Origin of the sequence: Paenibacillus sp. FSL F4-0236 (genome assembly GCF_038000135.1) — a bacterium.
Classification (GTDB): domain Bacteria; phylum Bacillota; class Bacilli; order Paenibacillales; family Paenibacillaceae; genus Paenibacillus_AQ.
On sequence record NZ_JBBOBK010000001.1, the window covers coordinates 6,049,037 to 6,070,601 of the forward strand.

At 46.5% G+C, this 21,565-nt stretch carries 16 protein-coding genes and 3 rRNA genes; all 19 read right to left on the reverse strand.

Features of this window, described 5'->3' with window-relative positions; genetic code table 11:
• Window positions 1-5 precede the first annotated feature (5 nt).
• Window positions 6-887: a pyridoxal 5'-phosphate synthase lyase subunit PdxS gene (gene pdxS / locus NSQ29_RS26975; protein WP_042123186.1), complete on the reverse strand. Its 882-nt coding sequence runs from the start codon at window positions 885-887 to the stop codon at window positions 6-8.
• A gap of 111 nt (window positions 888-998) precedes the next feature.
• Entirely contained in the window at window positions 999-2,345 is a 1,347-nt protein-coding gene (locus NSQ29_RS26980; protein ID WP_341126824.1) for a D-alanyl-D-alanine carboxypeptidase family protein, read from the reverse strand.
• A 161-nt stretch (window positions 2,346-2,506) separates the two neighbouring features.
• Window positions 2,507-3,964, reverse strand: coding sequence for an IMP dehydrogenase (guaB, locus tag NSQ29_RS26985; protein WP_042183912.1), 1,458 nt, complete (start codon window positions 3,962-3,964; stop codon window positions 2,507-2,509).
• 431 nt (window positions 3,965-4,395) lie between these two features.
• Window positions 4,396-4,512 (reverse strand): 5S ribosomal RNA (rrf, locus tag NSQ29_RS26990).
• A 75-nt stretch (window positions 4,513-4,587) separates the two neighbouring features.
• Window positions 4,588-7,516, reverse strand: a 23S ribosomal RNA gene (locus NSQ29_RS26995).
• Window positions 7,517-7,748: 232 nt separating this feature from the next.
• Window positions 7,749-9,306 (reverse strand): 16S ribosomal RNA (locus tag NSQ29_RS27000).
• The 16S, 23S and 5S rRNA genes sit together here, the layout of an rRNA operon.
• 406 nt (window positions 9,307-9,712) lie before the next feature.
• Entirely contained in the window at window positions 9,713-11,233 is a 1,521-nt protein-coding gene (gene lysS / locus NSQ29_RS27005) for a lysine--tRNA ligase (protein WP_179085871.1), read from the reverse strand.
• A gap of 156 nt (window positions 11,234-11,389) precedes the next feature.
• Window positions 11,390-11,869 carry a transcription elongation factor GreA gene (gene greA / locus NSQ29_RS27010; protein ID WP_042183910.1) on the reverse strand — a complete coding sequence of 160 codons (480 nt, stop codon included), beginning with the start codon at window positions 11,867-11,869 and terminating at the stop codon, window positions 11,390-11,392.
• 201 nt (window positions 11,870-12,070) lie between these two features.
• Window positions 12,071-13,087: a tRNA dihydrouridine synthase DusB gene (gene dusB / locus NSQ29_RS27015; protein ID WP_076300985.1), complete on the reverse strand. Its 1,017-nt coding sequence runs from the start codon at window positions 13,085-13,087 to the stop codon at window positions 12,071-12,073.
• Window positions 13,088-13,127: 40 nt separating this feature from the next.
• Entirely contained in the window at window positions 13,128-13,337 is a 210-nt protein-coding gene (locus tag NSQ29_RS27020; RefSeq protein WP_076286863.1) for a helix-turn-helix domain-containing protein, read from the reverse strand.
• Window positions 13,289-13,840 carry a 2-amino-4-hydroxy-6-hydroxymethyldihydropteridine diphosphokinase gene (folK, locus tag NSQ29_RS27025; RefSeq protein ID WP_076286864.1) on the reverse strand — a complete coding sequence of 184 codons (552 nt, stop codon included), beginning with the start codon at window positions 13,838-13,840 and terminating at the stop codon, window positions 13,289-13,291. The genes NSQ29_RS27020 and folK overlap by 49 nt, the downstream gene beginning before the upstream one ends.
• Before the next feature lie 11 nt (window positions 13,841-13,851).
• A complete protein-coding gene (gene folB / locus NSQ29_RS27030; RefSeq protein ID WP_042183904.1) occupies window positions 13,852-14,214 on the reverse strand; it encodes a dihydroneopterin aldolase in 363 nt (120 codons plus the stop codon).
• Between the two features lie 30 nt (window positions 14,215-14,244).
• Window positions 14,245-15,102: a dihydropteroate synthase gene (gene folP, locus NSQ29_RS27035; protein ID WP_341126503.1), complete on the reverse strand. Its 858-nt coding sequence runs from the start codon at window positions 15,100-15,102 to the stop codon at window positions 14,245-14,247.
• Window positions 15,099-15,980 (reverse strand): aminotransferase class IV, encoded by an 882-nt coding sequence (locus tag NSQ29_RS27040; protein WP_341126504.1) that lies wholly within the window; start codon window positions 15,978-15,980, stop codon window positions 15,099-15,101. Before NSQ29_RS27040 ends, folP begins: the two co-directional genes overlap by 4 nt.
• A complete protein-coding gene (gene pabA, locus NSQ29_RS27045) occupies window positions 15,977-16,558 on the reverse strand; it encodes an aminodeoxychorismate/anthranilate synthase component II (protein WP_341126505.1) in 582 nt (193 codons plus the stop codon). Before pabA ends, NSQ29_RS27040 begins: the two co-directional genes overlap by 4 nt.
• On the reverse strand, window positions 16,555-18,162 hold the full coding sequence (locus NSQ29_RS27050; protein WP_445739178.1) for an anthranilate synthase component I family protein: 1,608 nt from the start codon (window positions 18,160-18,162) through the stop codon (window positions 16,555-16,557). Before NSQ29_RS27050 ends, pabA begins: the two co-directional genes overlap by 4 nt.
• A gap of 420 nt (window positions 18,163-18,582) precedes the next feature.
• The gene (gene cysK / locus NSQ29_RS27055) at window positions 18,583-19,521 is read right to left on the reverse strand and encodes a cysteine synthase A (protein ID WP_042123166.1); all 939 of its coding nucleotides are present in this window, start codon (window positions 19,519-19,521) and stop codon (window positions 18,583-18,585) included.
• Window positions 19,522-19,695: 174 nt separating this feature from the next.
• Complete coding sequence (locus tag NSQ29_RS27060) at window positions 19,696-20,640, reverse strand: peptidylprolyl isomerase (RefSeq protein WP_341126506.1); 945 nt, start codon at window positions 20,638-20,640, stop codon at window positions 19,696-19,698.
• An 8-nt stretch (window positions 20,641-20,648) separates the two neighbouring features.
• Complete coding sequence (hslO, locus tag NSQ29_RS27065) at window positions 20,649-21,533, reverse strand: Hsp33 family molecular chaperone HslO (protein WP_042183894.1); 885 nt, start codon at window positions 21,531-21,533, stop codon at window positions 20,649-20,651.
• Between the last annotated feature and the right edge of the window lie 32 nt (window positions 21,534-21,565).

Sequence of the window (21,565 nt, forward strand, 5' to 3'; positions counted from 1 at the left end):
CTCTATTAACGGCCACGCTCCGACATACGTTCAGCCGGGGTTAGAGTTGCAATATCAATCCCCTTCATTGGTGCGCCAAGGTTCTTAGATACTTCTGCAATCAGTTTGTAATCAGTATAGTGTGTAGTGGCTTCAACGATCGCACGGGCAAATTTCTCAGGGTTGTCCGATTTAAAAATACCTGAGCCTACAAACACACCATCCGCACCTAGATGCATCATCAGGGCAGCATCGGCAGGAGTTGCTACACCGCCAGCAGCAAAGTTAACAACCGGCAGCTTACCAAGCTCATGCACTTCAAGCAGTAGCTCGTAAGGAACTCCCAGGTTCTTAGCTTCATTATATAGCTCATCCTTGGACAAATTAGTTACTTTGCGGATTTGACTATTGATAAAGCGCATATGACGCACTGCTTCAACAATGTTGCCTGTTCCTGGTTCACCTTTCGTACGGATCATGGATGCACCTTCGTTAATACGTCTCAAGGCTTCACCCAAGTCTTTAGCTCCACATACGAACGGAACAGTGAACTCACGTTTATTAATATGGAAGACTTCATCAGCAGGAGTAAGAACTTCACTCTCATCCAAATAGTCAACACCCAAGGATTCCAGAACCTTTGCTTCTACGTAATGGCCAATACGAGCCTTAGCCATAACAGGGATACTTACCACTTTGATAACTTCTTCTACAATTGTAGGATCGGCCATCCGTGCTACACCGCCAGCTGCGCGAATATCAGAAGGCACGCGTTCCAATGCCATAACAGCTACTGCACCCGCAGCCTCAGCAATTTTTGCTTGTTCTGCATTCATGACGTCCATAATGACGCCGCCTTTTTGCATTTCTGCCATGCCTCTTTTAACTCGCGATGTTCCAGTTTCCATGTCCTAGCCCCCCGAATGATCTATCTTAATCTAACTTGTAATTTTACCCCAATGAAGGGAAATATACAATCCACTTACTCGGATTTAACGCAATTTTCGATGCTAAATTCATTAGAACAAGTTCTTGATCCCTGTAAATAAATCGCCGAAGAAATCTCCAATGGCTCTAAGGAATAAACTGAACCAACCGGCTTTCTCCGCTTCTTCAGCAGTAATCAGATTAACTGTCTTCTGCTGAACATCAGACATGCCTTCAACTTGGTAGGAATAAGTAACCTTACCCACTTTAGCAGATTGTTCTATAGGAGCAACTAAGGTTGCTGGATCATTTATTTCAACAGTTGTTTTAATTTGAGGGGAGGTTGTTCCCTTAGGGACGATAAACGAAACAGCTTCATCCGTAACTACAGACACCTTTTTATTTTTCCCTTTAAGAACTGGCACGGTTTCGTTGCCGGCTATCACTGCTTTAGGGGCCACAACCTGTTTGATTTCAAAATTATTAAATCCGAAATCAAGTACTTTCTTCGTCTCTGTAAAACGGTGTGGCTCTGTATTAGCCCCCATTACTACACTTATCAGACGCATGCCATCACGTACAGCTGTACCTGCAAAACAATATTTTGCTCTAGCGGTATGGCCTGTTTTCAAACCATCCAATCCCTCATAAGCATAAGCCTTAAAATTCTGGATACTCTTGTTAGCTTCCAACATCCAGTTAAAGTTAATCATTGGTGCGGTATCACGTTCACGGAACTTATACGACTGAACCGTTGTAAATCTATTAAAATCAGGATGATCAGTAACGATATATTTGGCAAGAATAGCAGCATCCATCGCTGACATTACGTTTTCTTTCTTATCAGTTGAGCGGAACTTCTTAGGCATGTCAGCTTTGTCTAATCCAGTAGAATTAACAAAATAGGCAGTTTTCATCCCCATCTTCTGGGCAGTCTGATTCATTAGCTCTACGAATTCCAATTCTGATCCGGAAACTAGTTCTGCCAAAGCTACTGTAGCATCATTTGCAGATCCGACAGCCATTGCTATATACAGCTCTTCAACCGTATGCTCGTCATTTTCCGCTAGAAAAATACGTGATCCAACCTGTTTAGACGCATTTTCTCCTACTATGACTTTTTGATCCCATGAAAGCTGTCCAGTCTTCACCGCTTCTGCTACAAGATACTCTGTCATCATCTTAGTCATACTAGCTGGAGGCAAAGCCTCATCTGCATTCATAGATAAAAGAATTTCACCTGTTGTTGGTTCTATTAGAACCGCTGATTTCAAATTTAGACCCAGTGATTCCACAGAAGGGATCTTTACTACTTTCTGAGTCGTCTGAGTTGCAGTACCAGCTTGTATTGTCGTTGTCGTACCTTCCTCAGCGAATGCCGGAAGTGGAGTGGAAACTAACATATTTAAAAGTAGACCTACTGTGACTGTCTTAATCATAAATTGCTTACCGTTAAATTTCTGTTTGTGCTTCAATGATTACTACTCTCCTTTAAACCTCATATCAATAGCTTGTTCTATTCTAACACAGGGGTACACGCAAAAAAAGACAGACAGGACGAAATAGTCCTGTCTGTCCAAAAAATAGTCTTTCTAGTCCATTACACGGAATAATTTGGAGCTTCTTTCGTAATTTGCACATCATGTGGATGGCTTTCGCGAAGTCCGGCACTTGTGATGCGAATGAAAGAAGTGTCATTCCGAAGTTCTTCGAGTGACTTGGTCCCACAGTAGCCCATACCCGAACGCAGTCCGCCAATCAATTGATGAACGGTATCCGAAAGAGGCCCTTTAAAAGCGATACGACCCTCAATTCCTTCAGGAACAAGCTTCTTATCGTCATCCTGGAAATAACGATCCTTACTACCTTGTTTCATGGCACTCATACTGCCCATACCACGATATACTTTAAATTTACGGCCTTGATAAAGCTCCGATTCTCCTGGGCTTTCTTCTGTACCCGCAAACATACTTCCCATCATTACTGCATGAGCACCAGCGGCAATAGCCTTAGTGATTTCACCGGAATACTTGATTCCACCGTCAGCGATGATAGGAACTCCGTACTCACGAGCAACCGTTGCACAATCATAAATGGCTGTAACCTGCGGAACACCGATACCAGCGATAACTCGTGTTGTACAGATAGATCCAGGTCCAATACCTACTTTAACTACAGAAGCTCCAGCTTCAATAAGTTCACGGGTTGCTTCACCTGTAGCCACGTTACCAGCAACAATCGTAAGATCAGGATACAACTCACGAATTTGGCGAACCGCTTCAATAATATTAATGTGGTGACCATGTGCAGAATCGACGACGATCAAATCCACACCTGATTTCACTAACGCTGCAGTACGCTCGAATGTATCTTTAGAGATACCAACAGCTGCTCCAACCAGTAAGCGACCCTGTGCATCTTTCGCTCCGTTAGGGAACTGAATCGCCTTCTCAATATCTTTAATTGTGATTAGGCCCTTAAGAACGTTATTCTCGTCCACCAGCGGCAATTTCTCAATTTTATGACGTTGTAAGATGCCTTCTGCTTCTTGAAGTGTCGTACCTACAGCAGCAGTCACGAGATTCTCATGTGTCATAACTTCTTTGATTGGAATATTAAAGTCATGAATAAAACGTAAATCTCTATTAGTTAGAATACCGACCAGTTTGTTGTCATTGTCTACAATCGGTACTCCGGAAATACGATATTTACCCATCAGCAGTTCAGCATCGGATACCAGATGTTCTGCTGAAAGAGAGAATGGGTTAGTAATAACTCCGCTCTCAGAACGTTTTACACGATCCACTTCTTCCGCTTGCTGCTCTACAGGCATATTCTTGTGAATAATCCCGATACCACCCTCACGAGCAATAGCAATGGCCATAGCCGCTTCTGTGACTGTGTCCATACCTGCACTCATAAGCGGGATGTTCAACTTCACATTCTTACTTAGAACTGTAGTCAAATCTACTTCCTTCGGCAGTACCTCAGATTTACGCGGAACCAGCAGCACATCATCAAAAGTCAGACCTTCTTTACCAAACTTATCTTTCCACACCTGGGTCATTCCTCCTCGGTTGTTTTAAATTATTACCCGCCTACAAACTTTATAAAAGAAGAACCTTCGACTTTAAGTCCATTCACGACAGACAACTCTGTACATCTGGAAGTTAAACAAGTTCATATCTTCAATTTAGGTTTGAGATGCTTATCCAAAAATATATTATTGCCATCTTAGCAAAGGGCATTTGGACTGTCAAGAACATTACATCATCAGAGTAGGTATTCAAAAAACGACTCACGCGTAAGCGAATTATTGGACTATTGTCCGCGCAGAGTGGACAATTAGTGGTCAAATTATACAATCCACCATACCCATCACCAATGCTTACACCTATCTCTAATGTAGTATCTCAAAATAAACCCTAATGAATTCTTCAATAATACAACAAAAAGACCACTGTCGATTACTCAACAGTGGTCTTGCGTGCTTGGCAACGTCCTACTCTCCCAGGACCCTTCGGTCCAAGTACCATCGGCGCTGGAGGGCTTAACGGTCGTGTTCGGGATGGGTACGTGTGGAACCCCTCCGCTATCGCCACCAAACGGGCATTTACATCGTAAATGCTCAGGCTTGAGTCGCCTGAAAACTGAATCCGAATTGAATTTGCGTTTTAAGTATAGGATAAGCCCTCGACCGATTAGTATTGGTCAGCTCCATGCATTACTGCACTTCCACCTCCAACCTATCTACCTCGTCGTCTTCAAGGGGTCTTACTAATTGGGAAATCTCATCTTGAGGGGGGCTTCACGCTTAGATGCTTTCAGCGCTTATCCCGTCCGTACGTAGCTACCCAGCCATGCTCCTGGCGGAACAACTGGTGCACCAGCGGTACGTCCATCCCGGTCCTCTCGTACTAAGGACAGCTCCTCTCAAATTTCCTGCGCCCACGACAGATAGGGACCGAACTGTCTCACGACGTTCTGAACCCAGCTCGCGTACCGCTTTAATGGGCGAACAGCCCAACCCTTGGGACCTACTTCAGCCCCAGGATGCGATGAGCCGACATCGAGGTGCCAAACCTCCCCGTCGATGTGGACTCTTGGGGGAGATAAGCCTGTTATCCCCAGGGTAGCTTTTATCCGTTGAGCGATGGCCCTTCCATGCGGTACCACCGGATCACTAAGTCCGACTTTCGTCCCTGCTCGACTTGTAGGTCTCGCAGTCAAGCTCCCTTATGCCTTTGCACTCTTCGAATGATTTCCAACCATTCTGAGGGAACCTTGGAACGCCTCCGTTACTCTTTAGGAGGCGACCGCCCCAGTCAAACTGCCCGCCTGACACGGTCCCCGTACCCGGTAAGGGTACTAGGTTAGAACCTAGATACGATCAGGGTGGTATCCCAACGGCGCCTCCACCGAAGCTTGCGCTCCGATTTCTACGGCTCCCACCTATCCTGTACAGATCGTACCCAAATTCAATATCAAGCTGCAGTAAAGCTCCATGGGGTCTTTCCGTCTTGTCGCGGGTAACCTGCATCTTCACAGGTATTAAAATTTCACCGGATCTCTCGTTGAGACAGCGCCCAAGTCGTTACGCCATTCGTGCGGGTCAGAATTTACCTGACAAGGAATTTCGCTACCTTAGGACCGTTATAGTTACGGCCGCCGTTTACTGGGGCTTCGGTTCATAGCTTCGGGTTACCCCTAACCACTCCCCTTAACCTTCCAGCACCGGGCAGGCGTCAGCCCGTATACTTCGCCTTGCGGCTTCGCACAGACCTGTGTTTTTGCTAAACAGTCGCTTGGGCCTTTTCACTGCGGCCCCCTCGTGCTATTCACACTACCGGGGCACCCCTTCTCCCGAAGTTACGGGGTCATTTTGCCGAGTTCCTTAACGAGAGTTCTTCCGCGCGCCTTAGAATTCTCTTCTCGCCTACCTGTGTCGGTTTGCGGTACGGGCACCTTCTCCTGGCTAGAGGCTTTTCTTGGCAGTGTGAGATCATGACCTTCGCTACTGTAATTTTCGCTCCCCATCACAGCCCAGCCTTAACGATGTGCGGATTTGCCTACACATCAGCCTCACTGCTTAGACGGACATATCCATCAGTCCGCGTCACTACCCTCCTGCGTCACCCCATCGCTCATAGCGGATTACGGTGGTACAGTAATTTCAAACTGTTGTCCTTCGACTACGCCTTTCGGCCTCGCCTTAGGTCCCGACTTACCCTGAGCGGACGAGCCTTCCTCAGGAAACCTTGGGCTTTCGGCGGATCAGATTCTCACTGATCTTTTCGTTACTCATACCGGCATTCTCACTTGTATGCTGTCCAGCGCTCCTTACGGTACACCTTCAACCCACATACAACGCTCCCCTACCCCAGATACATACGTATCTAGCCATAGCTTCGGTGGTGTGTTTAGCCCCGTTACATTTTCGGCGCAGAGTCACTCGACCAGTGAGCTATTACGCACTCTTTCAATGGTGGCTGCTTCTAAGCCAACATCCTGGTTGTCTGTGCAACTCCACATCCTTTCCCACTTAACACACACTTGGGGACCTTAGCTGATGGTCTGGGCTGTTTCCCTTTTGACAATGGATCTTAGCACTCACTGTCTGACTCCCGGCAATAAGTATATGGCATTCGGAGTTTGACTGAGCTTGGTAATCCTTGCGGACCCCGCACCCAATCAGTGCTCTACCTCCACTACTCTTATACCGAGGCTAGCCCTAAAGCTATTTCGGGGAGAACCAGCTATCTCCGAGTTCGATTGGAATTTCTCCGCTACCCCCACCTCATCCCCGCATTTTTCAACATGCGTGGGTTCGGGCCTCCAGTGCGTGTTACCGCACCTTCACCCTGGACAGGGGTAGATCACACGGTTTCGGGTCTACGTCCACATACTAAATCGCCCTATTCAGACTCGCTTTCGCTGCGGCTCCGTCTTCTCGACTTAACCTTGCATGTTAAACGTAACTCGCCGGTTCATTCTACAAAAGGCACGCCATCACCCATTAATAGGGCTCTGACTTTTTGTAAGCACACGGTTTCAGGTTCTATTTCACTCCCCTTCCGGGGTGCTTTTCACCTTTCCCTCACGGTACTGTTTCACTATCGGTCGCCAGGTAGTATTTAGCCTTAGCAGATGGTCCTGCTGGATTCATACGGGGTTTCACGTGCCCCGCACTACTCGGGATCCGTCTCGGAGAGAACACAGTTTAGGTTACAGGGCTTTTACCTCTATCGCGGGCCTTTCCAGACCTCTTCACCTACCATATTCCTTTGTAACTCCATGTGAGACGTCCCACAACCCCTAAGAGCAAGCTCTTAGGTTTAGGCTGTTCCGCGTTCGCTCGCCGCTACTGACGGAATCACTATTGTTTTCTCTTCCTCAGGGTACTTAGATGTTTCAGTTCCCCTGGTCTGCCTCTACATCTCCTATGTGTTCAGAGATGAGTAACTGCGAATTACCACAGCTGGGTTTCCCCATTCGGACACCCCCGGATCAAAGCTTGCTTACAGCTCCCCGAGGCAGTTTCGTTGTTCGCCACGTCCTTCGTCGGCTCCTGGCGCCTAGGCATCCTCCGTGTGCTCTTATTAGCTTAACCTTGATTTTTCCTAAGAAAAATCTCACTAATAACATTTACTTGTTTACACAAGTTGCTAAAAGATGTTCTAAAACGCAAATTCGTTTCGGTATCCAGTTTTCAAGGATCAAGTCTTACTGAGAGCTTAAACTCTCAAAACTGAGCAACGAGTGAGTAACAGGCCTAAACCTGAGATTTTGGAAGCTTAACTTCCGATTTGAATGTCTTCATTGCAGAAGACGATTCTCCATAGAAAGGAGGTGATCCAGCCGCACCTTCCGATACGGCTACCTTGTTACGACTTCACCCCAATCATCTACCCCACCTTCGGCGGCTGGCTCCCTTGCGGGTTACCCCACCGACTTCGGGTGTTGTAAACTCTCGTGGTGTGACGGGCGGTGTGTACAAGACCCGGGAACGTATTCACCGCGGCATGCTGATCCGCGATTACTAGCAATTCCGACTTCATGCAGGCGAGTTGCAGCCTGCAATCCGAACTGAGACCGGCTTTGATGGGATTGGCTTCACCTCGCGGCTTCGCTTCCCGTTGTACCGGCCATTGTAGTACGTGTGTAGCCCAGGTCATAAGGGGCATGATGATTTGACGTCATCCCCACCTTCCTCCGGTTTGTCACCGGCAGTCACTCTAGAGTGCCCAGCCTTACCTGCTGGCAACTAAAGTTAAGGGTTGCGCTCGTTGCGGGACTTAACCCAACATCTCACGACACGAGCTGACGACAACCATGCACCACCTGTCTCCTCTGTCCCGAAGGCCGCCACTATCTCTAGTGGATTCAGAGGGATGTCAAGACCTGGTAAGGTTCTTCGCGTTGCTTCGAATTAAACCACATACTCCACTGCTTGTGCGGGTCCCCGTCAATTCCTTTGAGTTTCAGTCTTGCGACCGTACTCCCCAGGCGGAGTGCTTACTGTGTTAACTTCGGCACCAAGGGTATCGAAACCCCTAACACCTAGCACTCATCGTTTACGGCGTGGACTACCAGGGTATCTAATCCTGTTTGCTCCCCACGCTTTCGCGCCTCAGCGTCAGTTACAGCCCAGAAAGTCGCCTTCGCCACTGGTGTTCCTCCACATATCTACGCATTTCACCGCTACACGTGGAATTCCACTTTCCTCTTCTGTACTCAAGTCACCCAGTTTCCAGTGCGACCTCAGGTTGAGCCCAAGGTTTAAACACCAGACTTAAATGACCGCCTGCGCGCGCTTTACGCCCAATAATTCCGGACAACGCTTGCCCCCTACGTATTACCGCGGCTGCTGGCACGTAGTTAGCCGGGGCTTTCTTCTCAGGTACCGTCACTCCGATAGCAGTTACTCTACCGGACGTTCTTCCCTGGCAACAGAGCTTTACGATCCGAAAACCTTCATCACTCACGCGGCGTTGCTCCGTCAGACTTTCGTCCATTGCGGAAGATTCCCTACTGCTGCCTCCCGTAGGAGTCTGGGCCGTGTCTCAGTCCCAGTGTGGCCGTTCACCCTCTCAGGTCGGCTACGCATCGTCGCCTTGGTGGGCCGTTACCCCACCAACTAGCTAATGCGCCGCAGGCCCATCCCTCAGTGACAGATTGCTCCGTCTTTCATTCTTCCTTCAGGAGAAAAAAGAAATTATCCGGTATTAGCTACCGTTTCCGGTAGTTATCCCAGTCTAAGGGGCAGGTTGCCTACGTGTTACTCACCCGTCCGCCGCTAAGTCATTTTGAAAGCAAGCTTTCAAAGTGACTCCGCTCGACTTGCATGTATTAGGCACGCCGCCAGCGTTCGTCCTGAGCCAGGATCAAACTCTCCAATTAGTATTGAAAAGAGCGATATGCTCATTTTGAAACATCTGACGAGAAAATTAATTCTCTAATTTTGGATTTCACTTTCGTGATTTCCTACTCACTCGTTGTTCAGTTTTCAAAGATCAAGTTCTCGTTGGCGCCGTTTAATGTCTCAGCAGCAACTCTTATACTATATCATGTCCAGCCGTTTAATGTCAAGCTCTTTTTTTACTTCTTTTTCGAGCTCGGCATGTGTGTTTCTCGGCCAGAAATAGAATATATCATGTATAGAGATTCTTTGCAACACTTTTTTTTCAAACAATTAGTATTAAGCTATATATCTTTATAACGATACCAGAATCTTTACCTTCTGATCAACAGTAGCCAAGGAGAACCGCCGCTAGACAGCTCCCCTATGCTCATTGTTGTATAAATACTATTCGTTTGTACGGTTACGCATATGCGGGAACAGCAGTACATCACGAATAGATGCAGAATTGGTAAGCAACATGATCAAACGGTCTACACCGATTCCCAGTCCACCTGTAGGAGGCATACCATATTCCAAAGCACGGATAAAGTCATCGTCCATTTCATGAGCTTCGTCATTACCTTGCTCTTTCTCCTGGATTTGCGCTTCAAAGCGTTGACGCTGGTCGATCGGATCATTCAATTCACTAAATGCATTCGCATGTTCACGACCCACAATAAACAATTCAAAACGATCGGTGAAGCGTGGATCCTCATCGTTTTTCTTCGCGAGTGGTGAGATTTCAACCGGATGTCCCATTACAAAGGTAGGCTGAATCAGAGTTTCCTCTACAAATTGCTCGAAGAAAGCATTAAGGATATGACCGAAAGACATGTGCTTCTCTACAGGTACACGGTGCTCTTTTGCCAGAGCCTGTGCTTCCTCATCTGTCATATGAACACTGAAATCAACACCGGTTACTTCTTTAACGGCATCAACCATAGTTACACGACGCCATCCTGGTGACAGATCTACCGGCTTGCCTTGATAGTCGACCTGTTGAGTTCCTAATACCTCTTGGGCAATATGAGCGATCATATTCTCCGTAAGGTTCATGATGTCCTTGTAATCAGCATAAGCTTCATACAGCTCAATCATAGTAAACTCAGGATTGTGACGAGTCGAAATTCCTTCATTACGGTATACACGACCGATTTCGTATACTTTTTCCAGTCCACCAACAATAAGACGTTTCAAATGAAGCTCAATAGCAATACGCATATAAAGCTGCATTTCAAGTGTGTTGTGGTAAGTAATGAACGGACGCGCTGCAGCTCCACCGGCAATCGCATGAAGTGTAGGTGTCTCAACTTCAAGATAGCCAAGTGAATCCAAATAACGACGCATAGATTGAATGATTCTTGAACGAGCAATAAAGGTCTGTTGAACTTCCGGATTAATAATCAAATCAACATAGCGCTGACGGTAACGCAGCTCTACATCTTTAAGACCATGATATTTCTCAGGAAGCGGCAACAAGGACTTGGACAAGACTTCGAGATTATGCACTTTGATGGAGGTCTCGCCTGTTTTGGTTTTGAATACTGTTCCGCGAACGCCGATGATGTCTCCTAGATCGAGAACATTGAACGCTGCGTATTGCGTTTCAGGAATGCTGTCTTGACGAACATAAAGCTGAATTCTTCCACTGAGATCTTGGATATGCGCAAAACTGGCTTTGCCCATAACACGTTTTGCCATAATGCGACCCGCTATGCTGACTTCAACAGATAGCTCGTCCAATTCTTCTTTAGAAAGTCCATCATACTTCGATACTAGGTCGCCAGCGTTAGCTGTACGCTCATACTTTTTGCCGAAAGGATCGATACCAAGTCCTCTTAGCTCGTCCAATTTGGCACGGCGGATTTGCAAAAGCTCACTAAGTTCGTTCTCTGCATTCTCCACATTATTCATTTCCTCGGTCATGCTATTCATCCCCTTGCAGATATAAATCCCTTATATTTTGAAAAAAAGCTTCCCTAAGGAAGCTTTCCCAAACAATGTTCCCTTATCTGCCTGCATACAAGAAAACTACTTATACATTCGGCAGCACATCTATTTACAGACTATAAGATCTGTACACTACTTCATTCTGATATCGAGAATTTTATATTGAATAACGCCTGCAGGTGTATTAACGTCAACAATCGTGCCTATTTTCTTGCCGATGATGGCTTTGCCTACTGGACTTTCGTTGGAGATCTTATTATTCAGTGGATCGGACTCCGCTGTACCTACGATCGTGTATTCCATAGTGTCACCATATTCCAAATCTTCAACACTTACAGTAACACCGATACTTACCACATCAGTAACGATCTCGTCGCTATTAATGATGCGCGCGTTGCGAAGCATCTTCTCCAAGGTGATAACGCGTCCTTCGATAAAAGCCTGCTCATTCTTCGCGTCTTCATACTCCGAGTTCTCACTGATATCTCCGTAGCCAATCGCTACCTTAATCCGTTCAGCAACCTCGCGGCGTTTCACAGATTTGAGGAATTCCAGCTCATCTTCCAGACGCTTTAGCCCGTCCGGCGTAAGGATGACTTCTTTATCGCTCATCTCAACCGATTCTCCTGTCGTATACATTTATTGAAAACACCATACTATATGCTAATCTAGGAGGATAAGAACCCTCCCTGCTGCATTGCTCTTACTGTAACGGCGATTTTATACTGTGAAATTATATTGGAACCGCTACAAAATGTCAATGACACCACATATAAAGTGGGATGTGTTCAAAAAGCGTAAGGAAAACAACGTTTATACTGCGGAAGCAGACATTTCATTACCCTTATTCTCTTCTTCATGCTTTAGCTGAACGACAAAATCATTCAAAATCTTCACCATTCCATCACGTTCTGTCTCTAACATGAGCACATCCTTCACTCGTGCAGCAGACTTCAGGCCTTTTAAATACCAAGCCATATGCTTACGCATCTCCCGAACGGCTACTGCTTCTCCCTTAAGTGCAACCAGCCGATCCATATGAAGAATGGCAACCTTAATCTTCTCATCCAATCCAGGTTCAGGCATCAGTTCCCCGGTGCTTAAATACTGAATCGTACGATACAGCATCCATGGGTTACCTAGCGCACCACGCCCGATCATCACGCCATCACAACCGGTCTGATCAAGCATAGCCCGAGCATCTTCAGGTGTATTCACATCACCATTGCCGATAACCGGAATGGAGACCGCTTCTTTTGCCATCTTGATATAATTCCAATCCGCGCGCCCCGTGTAGAGTTGCTCTCGTGTTCGTCCATGTACACTGACAGCCTTGCCACCGGCACGTTCTACTGCACGTGCATTATCTTCGACAAAAATATGCTCGCTATCCCAGCCAATCCGCATTTTCACGGTTACGGGTTTATCGACAACATCGACAACTGCAGAGACCATTTCATAGATTTTATCGGGATTCAAAAGCCAGCGGGCTCCCGCATCACATTTAGTTACTTTAGGCACTGGGCATCCCATATTGATATCGATAATATCAGCATTGGTTTCTTTATCAACCACTTTAGCTGCTTGCACCAGTGATTCTCTATCCCCGCCAAAAATCTGCAAACTAAGCGGTTTCTCCCGTTCATCTACAAATAACATTTCGCGAGTACGCGTATTTCCGTGAATAATAGCCTTGTCGCTCACCATTTCCGCACAGACTAAACCTGTACCAAACTCTTTAGCGATTAGACGAAAGGCCGGATTGCACACCCCAGCCATAGGTGCCAGAACAACTTGATTTTTCATCTCAATGTCGCCAATCTTCAGCATTCGTATCACTTCCATTATTCCTATTTAAATTGCTTAAAAATTATGAGTCAGGGTTTACCAATTCTTCGGTTGTAACCCCTAGGACATTCGCAATTTTATCTAAAATTTGATCTTCCAAACGTCTATTGCCCCTCTCGACTGCGCCAAGCACAGCCAAGGAAATCCCAGTGAGATCCGCAAGTTCCTGCTGAGTATAGCCTTTTAGCTTGCGGAATGCCCTGACCCTCCGTCCCATACGCTTGTTGTCCACAACCGAATTCCTTCCTTCCCGTCTATGTCTTGAAGCGCTGCTGTAATCAACTTGCGGAGTCCGGAAGACTGTTCATTCTGTGGAACGATATCACTGAGCGGAAGCATTACAAATGCACGCTCAAACATACGCGGATGCGGTAACGTTAAATGCGGAGTATCAAGTGTCTGGCCCTCTACCCACAATAAATCTAGATCTACCGTTCTCGGTCCATAGCGAATATCCCGGATACGACCCAGCTGCGTTTCGATCCCCAGCATTACTTCCAGCAAGGTCTCTGGCGCAAGCGTCGTGCGCAAAGCTGCTGCCATATTAAGAAACTGCGGCTGATCTAAATAACCTACTGGCTCTGTCTCGTAGACTTTGGAGCAGCGAACTACCGATATTTCATCATGATTATTCAGTCTGTTCAAAGCCTCTGACAGCGTGCCCTCACGGTCGCCCAAATTAGCCCCTAAAGCAATATAAGCCTCTGATTCTTCAGAGGTGGAATGTATATTCATGGACTTTGTTCTCACTTTCTAGTTCTGCGCAGCTCCACAGTCACTCCCTGAAAATGAATGTCGAATGGCGGATGCGGTTTAGTTACCTTTACCGTTACTGCATTGATAACAGTATAAGTGTCCAGTACGGAGGATGCAATATATTCTGCCAGAGCTTCAATTAACTTAAAGGACTTTATTTCGACAATGTTTTTGACCAGTTCATGCACTTCAGCATAGTTTACGGTTTGGTTCAAATCATCGTTCTGGCCCGCTCCCTGTAGATCGAGTTCCAGCTCCAAATCAATGTAAAAACGTTGGCCCAGCTTACGCTCTTCTTCAAATACACCATGATATCCGTAATATTCCATTCGATGCAGTGTCATTTTATCCATCTTTAAACCCGCCCTTTTTATAAAATATCTTTATTCACGCACCAATGGAGGTGCAGCATACAACATCGCATCACACATCTTGACCGTTCGTTTTATTAGGGATACATCATGCACTCGTACGATCTGGCAGCCCTGAGCAATACCAAAGGCTACTGTAGCTGCGGTACCTTCCACAACATCATCAGCGGGCAAATCAAGTACGGTCCGGATGAATTTTTTGCGTGAAGTCGCCAGTAACAGTGGATAGCCAAACTCAGTCAACCCGTCCAAAAGCATCATCGCCTGCAAATTTTCATTAAAATCCTTCGCAAAGCCGATCCCTGGATCCAAGATGATATTGACTGGCTTCACTCCTGCGGCTAAAGCAAGATCAATACTTTCCTTAAGGTCTGCCGACATATCCGCACTTAGATTCGTATAATCACGGTCCTGCCGGTTATGCATCAAAATAATGGGACAGTCTGCAGCTGCTGCCACTACCGCCATTTCCGGATCAGCCTTACAGCCCCATATATCATTAATGATATGGGCACCAGCAGCAATAGCTTGGCGTGCCACTTCAGCTTTGTACGTATCTATAGATAACGGAATATGCGGTGCCGCTCGATGAATACTCTCGATGACAGGCAATACACGAGCTAATTCCTCTTCAAGCCCCACTGGTTTATGACCAGGACGGGTAGATTCTCCACCAATATCTATAATATCAGCACCGTCTGCGGCCATTTGTAGCGCATGTTCTACTGCTTTGTCCGGATCATCCCAAAGTCCTCCATCTGAAAAAGAATCCGGGGTTACATTCAGGATGCCCATAATCAGCGTTCGCTTTCCCAATTCCAAATCAGTATTTCCACAGCGGTATGTCCGCTTGAATATGGCTGGTCTCATTTCGGTATTCCCGTCCTTTCTCTATAGAATGAAATCAAATCCGAAGTCATTCTGCCGCAAAGGCCATCGCCTACGGTAAATTTTTTATCTTTTTCCCAAATCGTTGTGACCGGGACAATTTCTTGTACGGAATTAGTAAGAAATACTTCGTCGGCTATTTTTAACTGCTCCCAATGATATGCGCCCTCTTCTACCCTAATTCTAGCACTACGAGCCAGCTCCATTACCATTTCCCGGGTAATTCCCGGTAGAATCCCAGCTGAGATATCTGGAGTGTGGAGAATATTGTTTTTTATAAAAAAGATGTTACTGACAATGCCCTCTGCTATGATCTCTTGTGCAGTCAACATCAGTCCTTCAGCACCATTCGCCGCAGAGGCATAGCCCCTAAGCTCACGCTTGGCCAAAATATTATTCATATAATGCAGAGACTTGAATCGCACTGCTCCCTCCGGAGTGTTACGCCTTAAGGACAACAATTGCAGGTCTTTGCCTTCGCTATATATCTTTTCGGATACTTTCGGCAGCGCTTTGATGTACAGCAAATGATTGGGTTCGCAATAGTCGCCCGCAGGTAATCCGAGAATATCCTCACCAGCGGTCACGGTATAGCGTATATAAGCTTCTTTTAATTCATTTTTGTCCATAACACGCTGGATCCACTCCTGCAGCTGTTCAACATCCTGCGCAAATGGAATACCAAGCTCCTTGCAGCCCTCTGCCATACGCTTCAAATGACGCTCCAGTAGAAAAGGCACTCCCCCATACGTCCGAAAGGTCTCGAACAATCCTATGCCGTATAAAAAACCGTGATCCAGGGCGGAAACCACGGCTTGTCTTGCATCAATGACACCATTGTTAAATCCTATATATTTCATGCCGTTTCTCCGGCTCTCCGTTTCAAGAAATTACGCAGCATCGTATGACCATGATCCGTAATAATCGATTCCGGATGGAATTGCACACCTTCGATAGGGTATTCTTTATGGCGCAGTGCCATAATCTCCCCTTCTTCGGTCTCCGCTGTAATCTCCAGACAATCCGGCAGACTCTCGCGCTCTACAATCAAAGAATGATATCTCGTTGCCGTAAAAGGAGACTCCAGACCTTCAAAAACCGACGTACCATTATGATGAATCGGGGATGTCTTTCCATGCATCAAACGCTCTGCACGAATAACATTTCCACCAAATGCTTGGCCTATCGCCTGATGCCCAAGGCATACGCCGAAGATCGGAATAATACCTTTGAAATGATGTAACAATTCCAAACTGATCCCCGCTTCATTAGGTGTACATGGTCCTGGAGAAATTAAAATATGATCGGGAGCCATTTTTTCAATCTCTTCAATGGTAATTTCATCGTTGCGGTGTACTTTAACCTCTTCCCCAAGTTCACCCAAATACTGTACGAGGTTATACGTAAAGGAATCATAATTATCGATGACCAAGATCACAGTGTTTCTCCCCCTTCGGCGCCGCTGGTAGTTTGGGATTCCTGCTGTAACTCACTACAGAGTACTGCCTTCACTACCGCTTTGGCTTTATTATGGCATTCACGGTATTCACGGTATGGATCAGAGTCGATCACGATGCCCGCACCTGTCTGAATATATCCGACTCCATCCTTTACAGCCAGTGTTCTAATAATAATATTTAATTCCATATTTCCGTTATAGTCAATAAAGCCCATGGATCCTGTATACGGCCCACGCCGAACCGGCTCCAGCTCTTCAATGATTTCCATTGTTCTTACTTTGGGCGCGCCTGTAATCGTTCCCCCTGGGAACAATGCTGCGATTACAGCATAAGCATCCTTATCCGGTGCGACCTGGCCCTCTACCTGCGAAACGAGATGCATCACATGAGAGTAACGCTCCACCGTCATCAGCTCAGGCACGCTGACGGATCCATATGCAGCGACACGCCCGATGTCGTTGCGCTCCAGATCGACAAGCATAATATGCTCGGCGATCTCTTTTTCGCTCCCGCGAAGCTCCGCCTCCATGGCGGCATCCTCCGCGGGAGTCAGGCCTCGGCGCCGGGTGCCGGCGATTGGCCGTGCGCTCACTTTGTCCCCGTGCAGCTTGACGAGCAGCTCCGGTGAAGCGCTGGATAGCGCGAAGCCGGGCGACCGCAAGAGCCCCATGTACGGGGACGGATTGAGCTTGCGCAGCCATTCGTAAACATCCTCCGGCGAGGACTTCAGCTGCGCCTCCTGGCGCAGCGAGAGGTTCACTTGAAATACATCGCCTTGGCGGATGTATTCCTGAACGTCCAGCACAGCCTGCTGGAACTTCTCAGGTGAGAAGGCCGAGGTCATACCCGGCCACTCTCCTGAGGAATCTGTGAGGGCCTCAATGCTACCTTTGACCTCTTCGTTCAATCCCGAAGCAGTGGATATCAACTGCCACTGCTCTACCATTCGCCCAGCCTGTTCTATAGCACCGAGATAAAGGTTCTGCAAATCCTCCATCCCACATTCTGCTGGAACCGGGACATGAACAGCACAATAAAGCACATGCTCTTTGTGATCATAAATCCATACCTCATCCATCCTCATAAAGAGATAATCAGGAAAACCGGGATCATCTTGTGCGAGAGACGGTAAACGCTCCAATGAGCGAACCACATCGTACCCTAGAAATCCAATACATCCACCGGTAAATGGAGGAATGCCCTGAACGTTTAGACTTGGCGAGGTGAAGCCTGACATCCATTGTTGTAGCAGCTCTAGCTGCTTACCTAGCAGCGTTGTAGTCTCATGTGAACCCTCATCGGCTGTATGACCCAATGATTCGGGAGAAAGGCTAAACACCTCAGCGCCTTCTCCCTTGCCTTTTAATATTGATACAGGATTTAAACCTAAGTACGTATAACGGCCACCCTTGCCACTCTCCAACACTACGGAGTATTCGGAAGCTAGTTCCCAGGCCTTCTTCCAGGATGCGGGCAATTCCCCCGAGCACTTGGGTGATTTTATAATCAAGGGGAACATGCTCCAGTCTTCAGCTGCCCATTGTTCCCACTCATTCCATGTCGTTATGATTTCCAAAGCCATCCTCCTAAAAGTTTTATGAAGCAATTACATCATAGACATCACTTCGCAATAAAACTTACTTCGTAAGCATTTGCTTAGTTTTGTCTAGCATAATCCTACAGTTTAATCTTCGGGACAAAACTTACTTCGTAAGCATTTGCTTAGTTTTATCTAGCAATTACTTATTATTAATCATCAGTAGTATATTGCCTGTCAGTATACTGTACTTAAGGCATTATTGAAAAGCCCCCAGCTATAGGAAATTATTATGGCTTTTAAGTCTTCAGTAAAAACCATAGCATTTTTCAAAAATAATAAATTACCACGTCTAGGTCGTCATATATCCATAGAGCCTTTTGCCCATATAATCAACGAAAAGAGTCTCCATCACCACCAGAAAAGTGGTATGAAGACTCTTATAAATTACGTTATTGCAAACAATTACGCTTCGAAATTGTAAAGTGGTGTACTCAGGTAACGTTCACCATTACTTGGGATGATGACAACTACCTTCTTGCCAGGACCGAGGTCTTTAGCAACCTTAAGTGCTGCAAATACTGCTGCACCGGAAGAAATGCCAGACAAGACGCCTTCTTCTTTAGCTACACGGCGTGCAGTTTCGAATGCTTCATCGTTCTCAACATGGATGATCTCATCATAAATGTCCTGGTTCAGGATTTCAGGAATGAAGTTTGCTCCGATACCCTGAATTTTGTGAGGGCCTGGTTTGCCTCCTGCCAAGATTGGAGAAGCAGCAGGCTCCACAGCATAGATCTTCACGTCAGGATATTTGCTCTTCAGCACTTCACCTGCACCCGTGATCGTTCCACCTGTTCCGATACCTGCAATAAAAGCATCCAGTGGGCCTCCGATGGACTCAATAGCTTCAACGATTTCAGGTCCAGTGGTCTCACGGTGGATCTTCACGTTCGCTTTATTCTTGAATTGCTCCGATGGGAAATAGCTTGGGTTCTCTTTCAGAATTTCTTCCGCTTTCTTAACCGCACCATTCATGCCTTCCGATCCTGGAGTCAGAACCAATTCTGCTCCGTATGCACGAAGTAGATTACGGCGTTCCAAGCTCATGGTTTCCGGCATTACGATAACTGCCTTATAACCTTTAGCCGCAGCCACAAGTGCCAAGCCAATACCAGTGTTACCACTGGTTGCTTCTACAATTGTACCTCCAGGTTTCAGTAGACCTTCACGTTCAGCTTCTTCAACGATGCTGATTGCGATACGGTCTTTTACGCTTGATCCCGGATTCTGATATTCCAATTTCAAATAAATATCTGCGGAGCCTTCCTGTGCCAGACGATTCAAACGAACGAGCGGAGTACCTCCGATCAATTCTGTTACGTTGTTAACGACTTTAGCCATGAGCAAAAACCTCCTTAGAATGATAAATGCGATATAAGAACGTAAATTGTGACTTTACTCTTCTGTATGTGTGTCCCTATTATGCAATAATAACTGCTATAAAGGGGTATAGATATTGGACCACCGTTAGTTATTTCCGACTAAAACGGTAGGTTTTACGTTAATATCATATTATCAATCTTGCAGGCTGTTGTCAATATTTATTGCCACATCATATTTCGTGCGCAAATCACTCTCCACTTGCTGTAGAGGGGGTGCTTGCTCCAACGCCAGCTCTTGACGTACCAGCGCCCGAATTTCCTTTTGATCAGGAATATTTTGTGTGTGAATACTCTCTAGTCGAATGATAGCGAAGTCGTCCTCCGCCTGAATCGGCCCCGCTATATCACCCTCATCCAAACTAGCAGCGGTCTTAAGCAGTCCCTCAGGCCAAAAAGGATCGTCTTCCTCTACTTTGCCCAAACGGCCTCCTTGCTGCCGACTCTCTGCATCAATGGAAACTTCCCTAGCTAAATCAGCAAAATTCTCACCCTGCTCCAAGCGATCCATTACTTGCTCGCCTTCATCATAAGATGAAACCTTAATCATGGAGAGTTCCAATTCCCTTTTGGGAGTGAAACGCTCCGTATTTTGGTCTAAATAAGTATCGATATCAGCTTCCTTAATCGTAATACCATCAGTGGCTATTGCTTGTAAGGTCAGACGATAAGCCGTTTCTGCGAACACTTCCTGACGAGATAATCCCAGCTGAGACTGCATTTGTGCATAATACTGTTCTTCCGATCCGTATCCAACCATAGTTCGTGCAAGTTCTTGCTCAACCTCATCGTCGGTCACGGTAATCCCCAGAGCCTTTGCTTCCATCTCCACAACAATATGATTGATCATTCCAACCAGCACTTCGTGGCCATGCTTTTTTTTGAGCTCATCCATCCACTGCTTATCTGTTATCGGTTGTCCGCCTGCAGTCGCTGCATCCGGTGTTTCGTTTTCTGTTGTATCCCCTTTTAGAAGAGCCATGGCGCGTAAGCTCCAGAACAATAGGCCCCCGAGCATTAAAGTTGCAACAGCCAGAATAACAACCGTATTGCGAAGTGCACGTTCCTGTCTCGTCATCATCCCATGCCCTACGATTTCGCTTGTTCTAAAATGACCTGTAATTCGTCCTTATTAAAAACATAAGCCTCGTTGCAAAAATGACATACAACTTCAGCCTGCTCATCTTCTGCAATTAATCTCTCCAGTTCATCTTGCCCTAAGCTAACCAATGTCTGCTCTACCCGCTCACGCGAACATTGACAAGCAAAGTTAATATCCAGTTCATCCATAACTACCGCATCCGGCAAAAGAAAACGCAGCATTTCTTCTGGCTCTAGACCCTGATCAAGAAGTGTTGTCACGGAAGGCATAGCCCCTAGAGCTTTTTCGATCTCCGTAATCTCCGCATCCGTCAGTCCTGGAAGAAGCTGCACGATAAACCCTCCGGCTACAATCACTGACTCATCGGTATCCACTAATACACCTAATCCAACTGCAGCTGGGGTTTGTTCAGAAACAGCGAAATAATAAGTGAAATCTTCCGCAAGTTCTCCGGAGATGATAGGAATACTACCTCGATAAGGTTCCTTCAAACCTAAATCCTTTATAATATCAATGAACCCTTCAGTTCCTACGGCTCCAGCGACATCCAATTTGCCCATACTATTGCTAGGTAAGTGAATGTGAGGATGGTGTACATAACCGCACACTTCTCCCAACGCATTGGACTCCGCAACGATTTGCCCGATCGGTCCATCCCCTTTGACCATGATACATAGCTTCTCTCTTCCTTTGAGCATAGCGCCCATCATGGCTGCAGCGGTAACTGTACGTCCAAGTGCGGCTGTAGCCGTTGGATACGTATCATGTCTGCGCCGCAATTCCTCGACCAATTCTGTTGTGCGGACAGCAAACGCTCTCACTTTACCATTCATAGCTGTTCCACGGATAAGTCGATCCTTCTTTTTTTCCATTGGGTGCATAGCCCTCCTATCTCTTCGCCCTT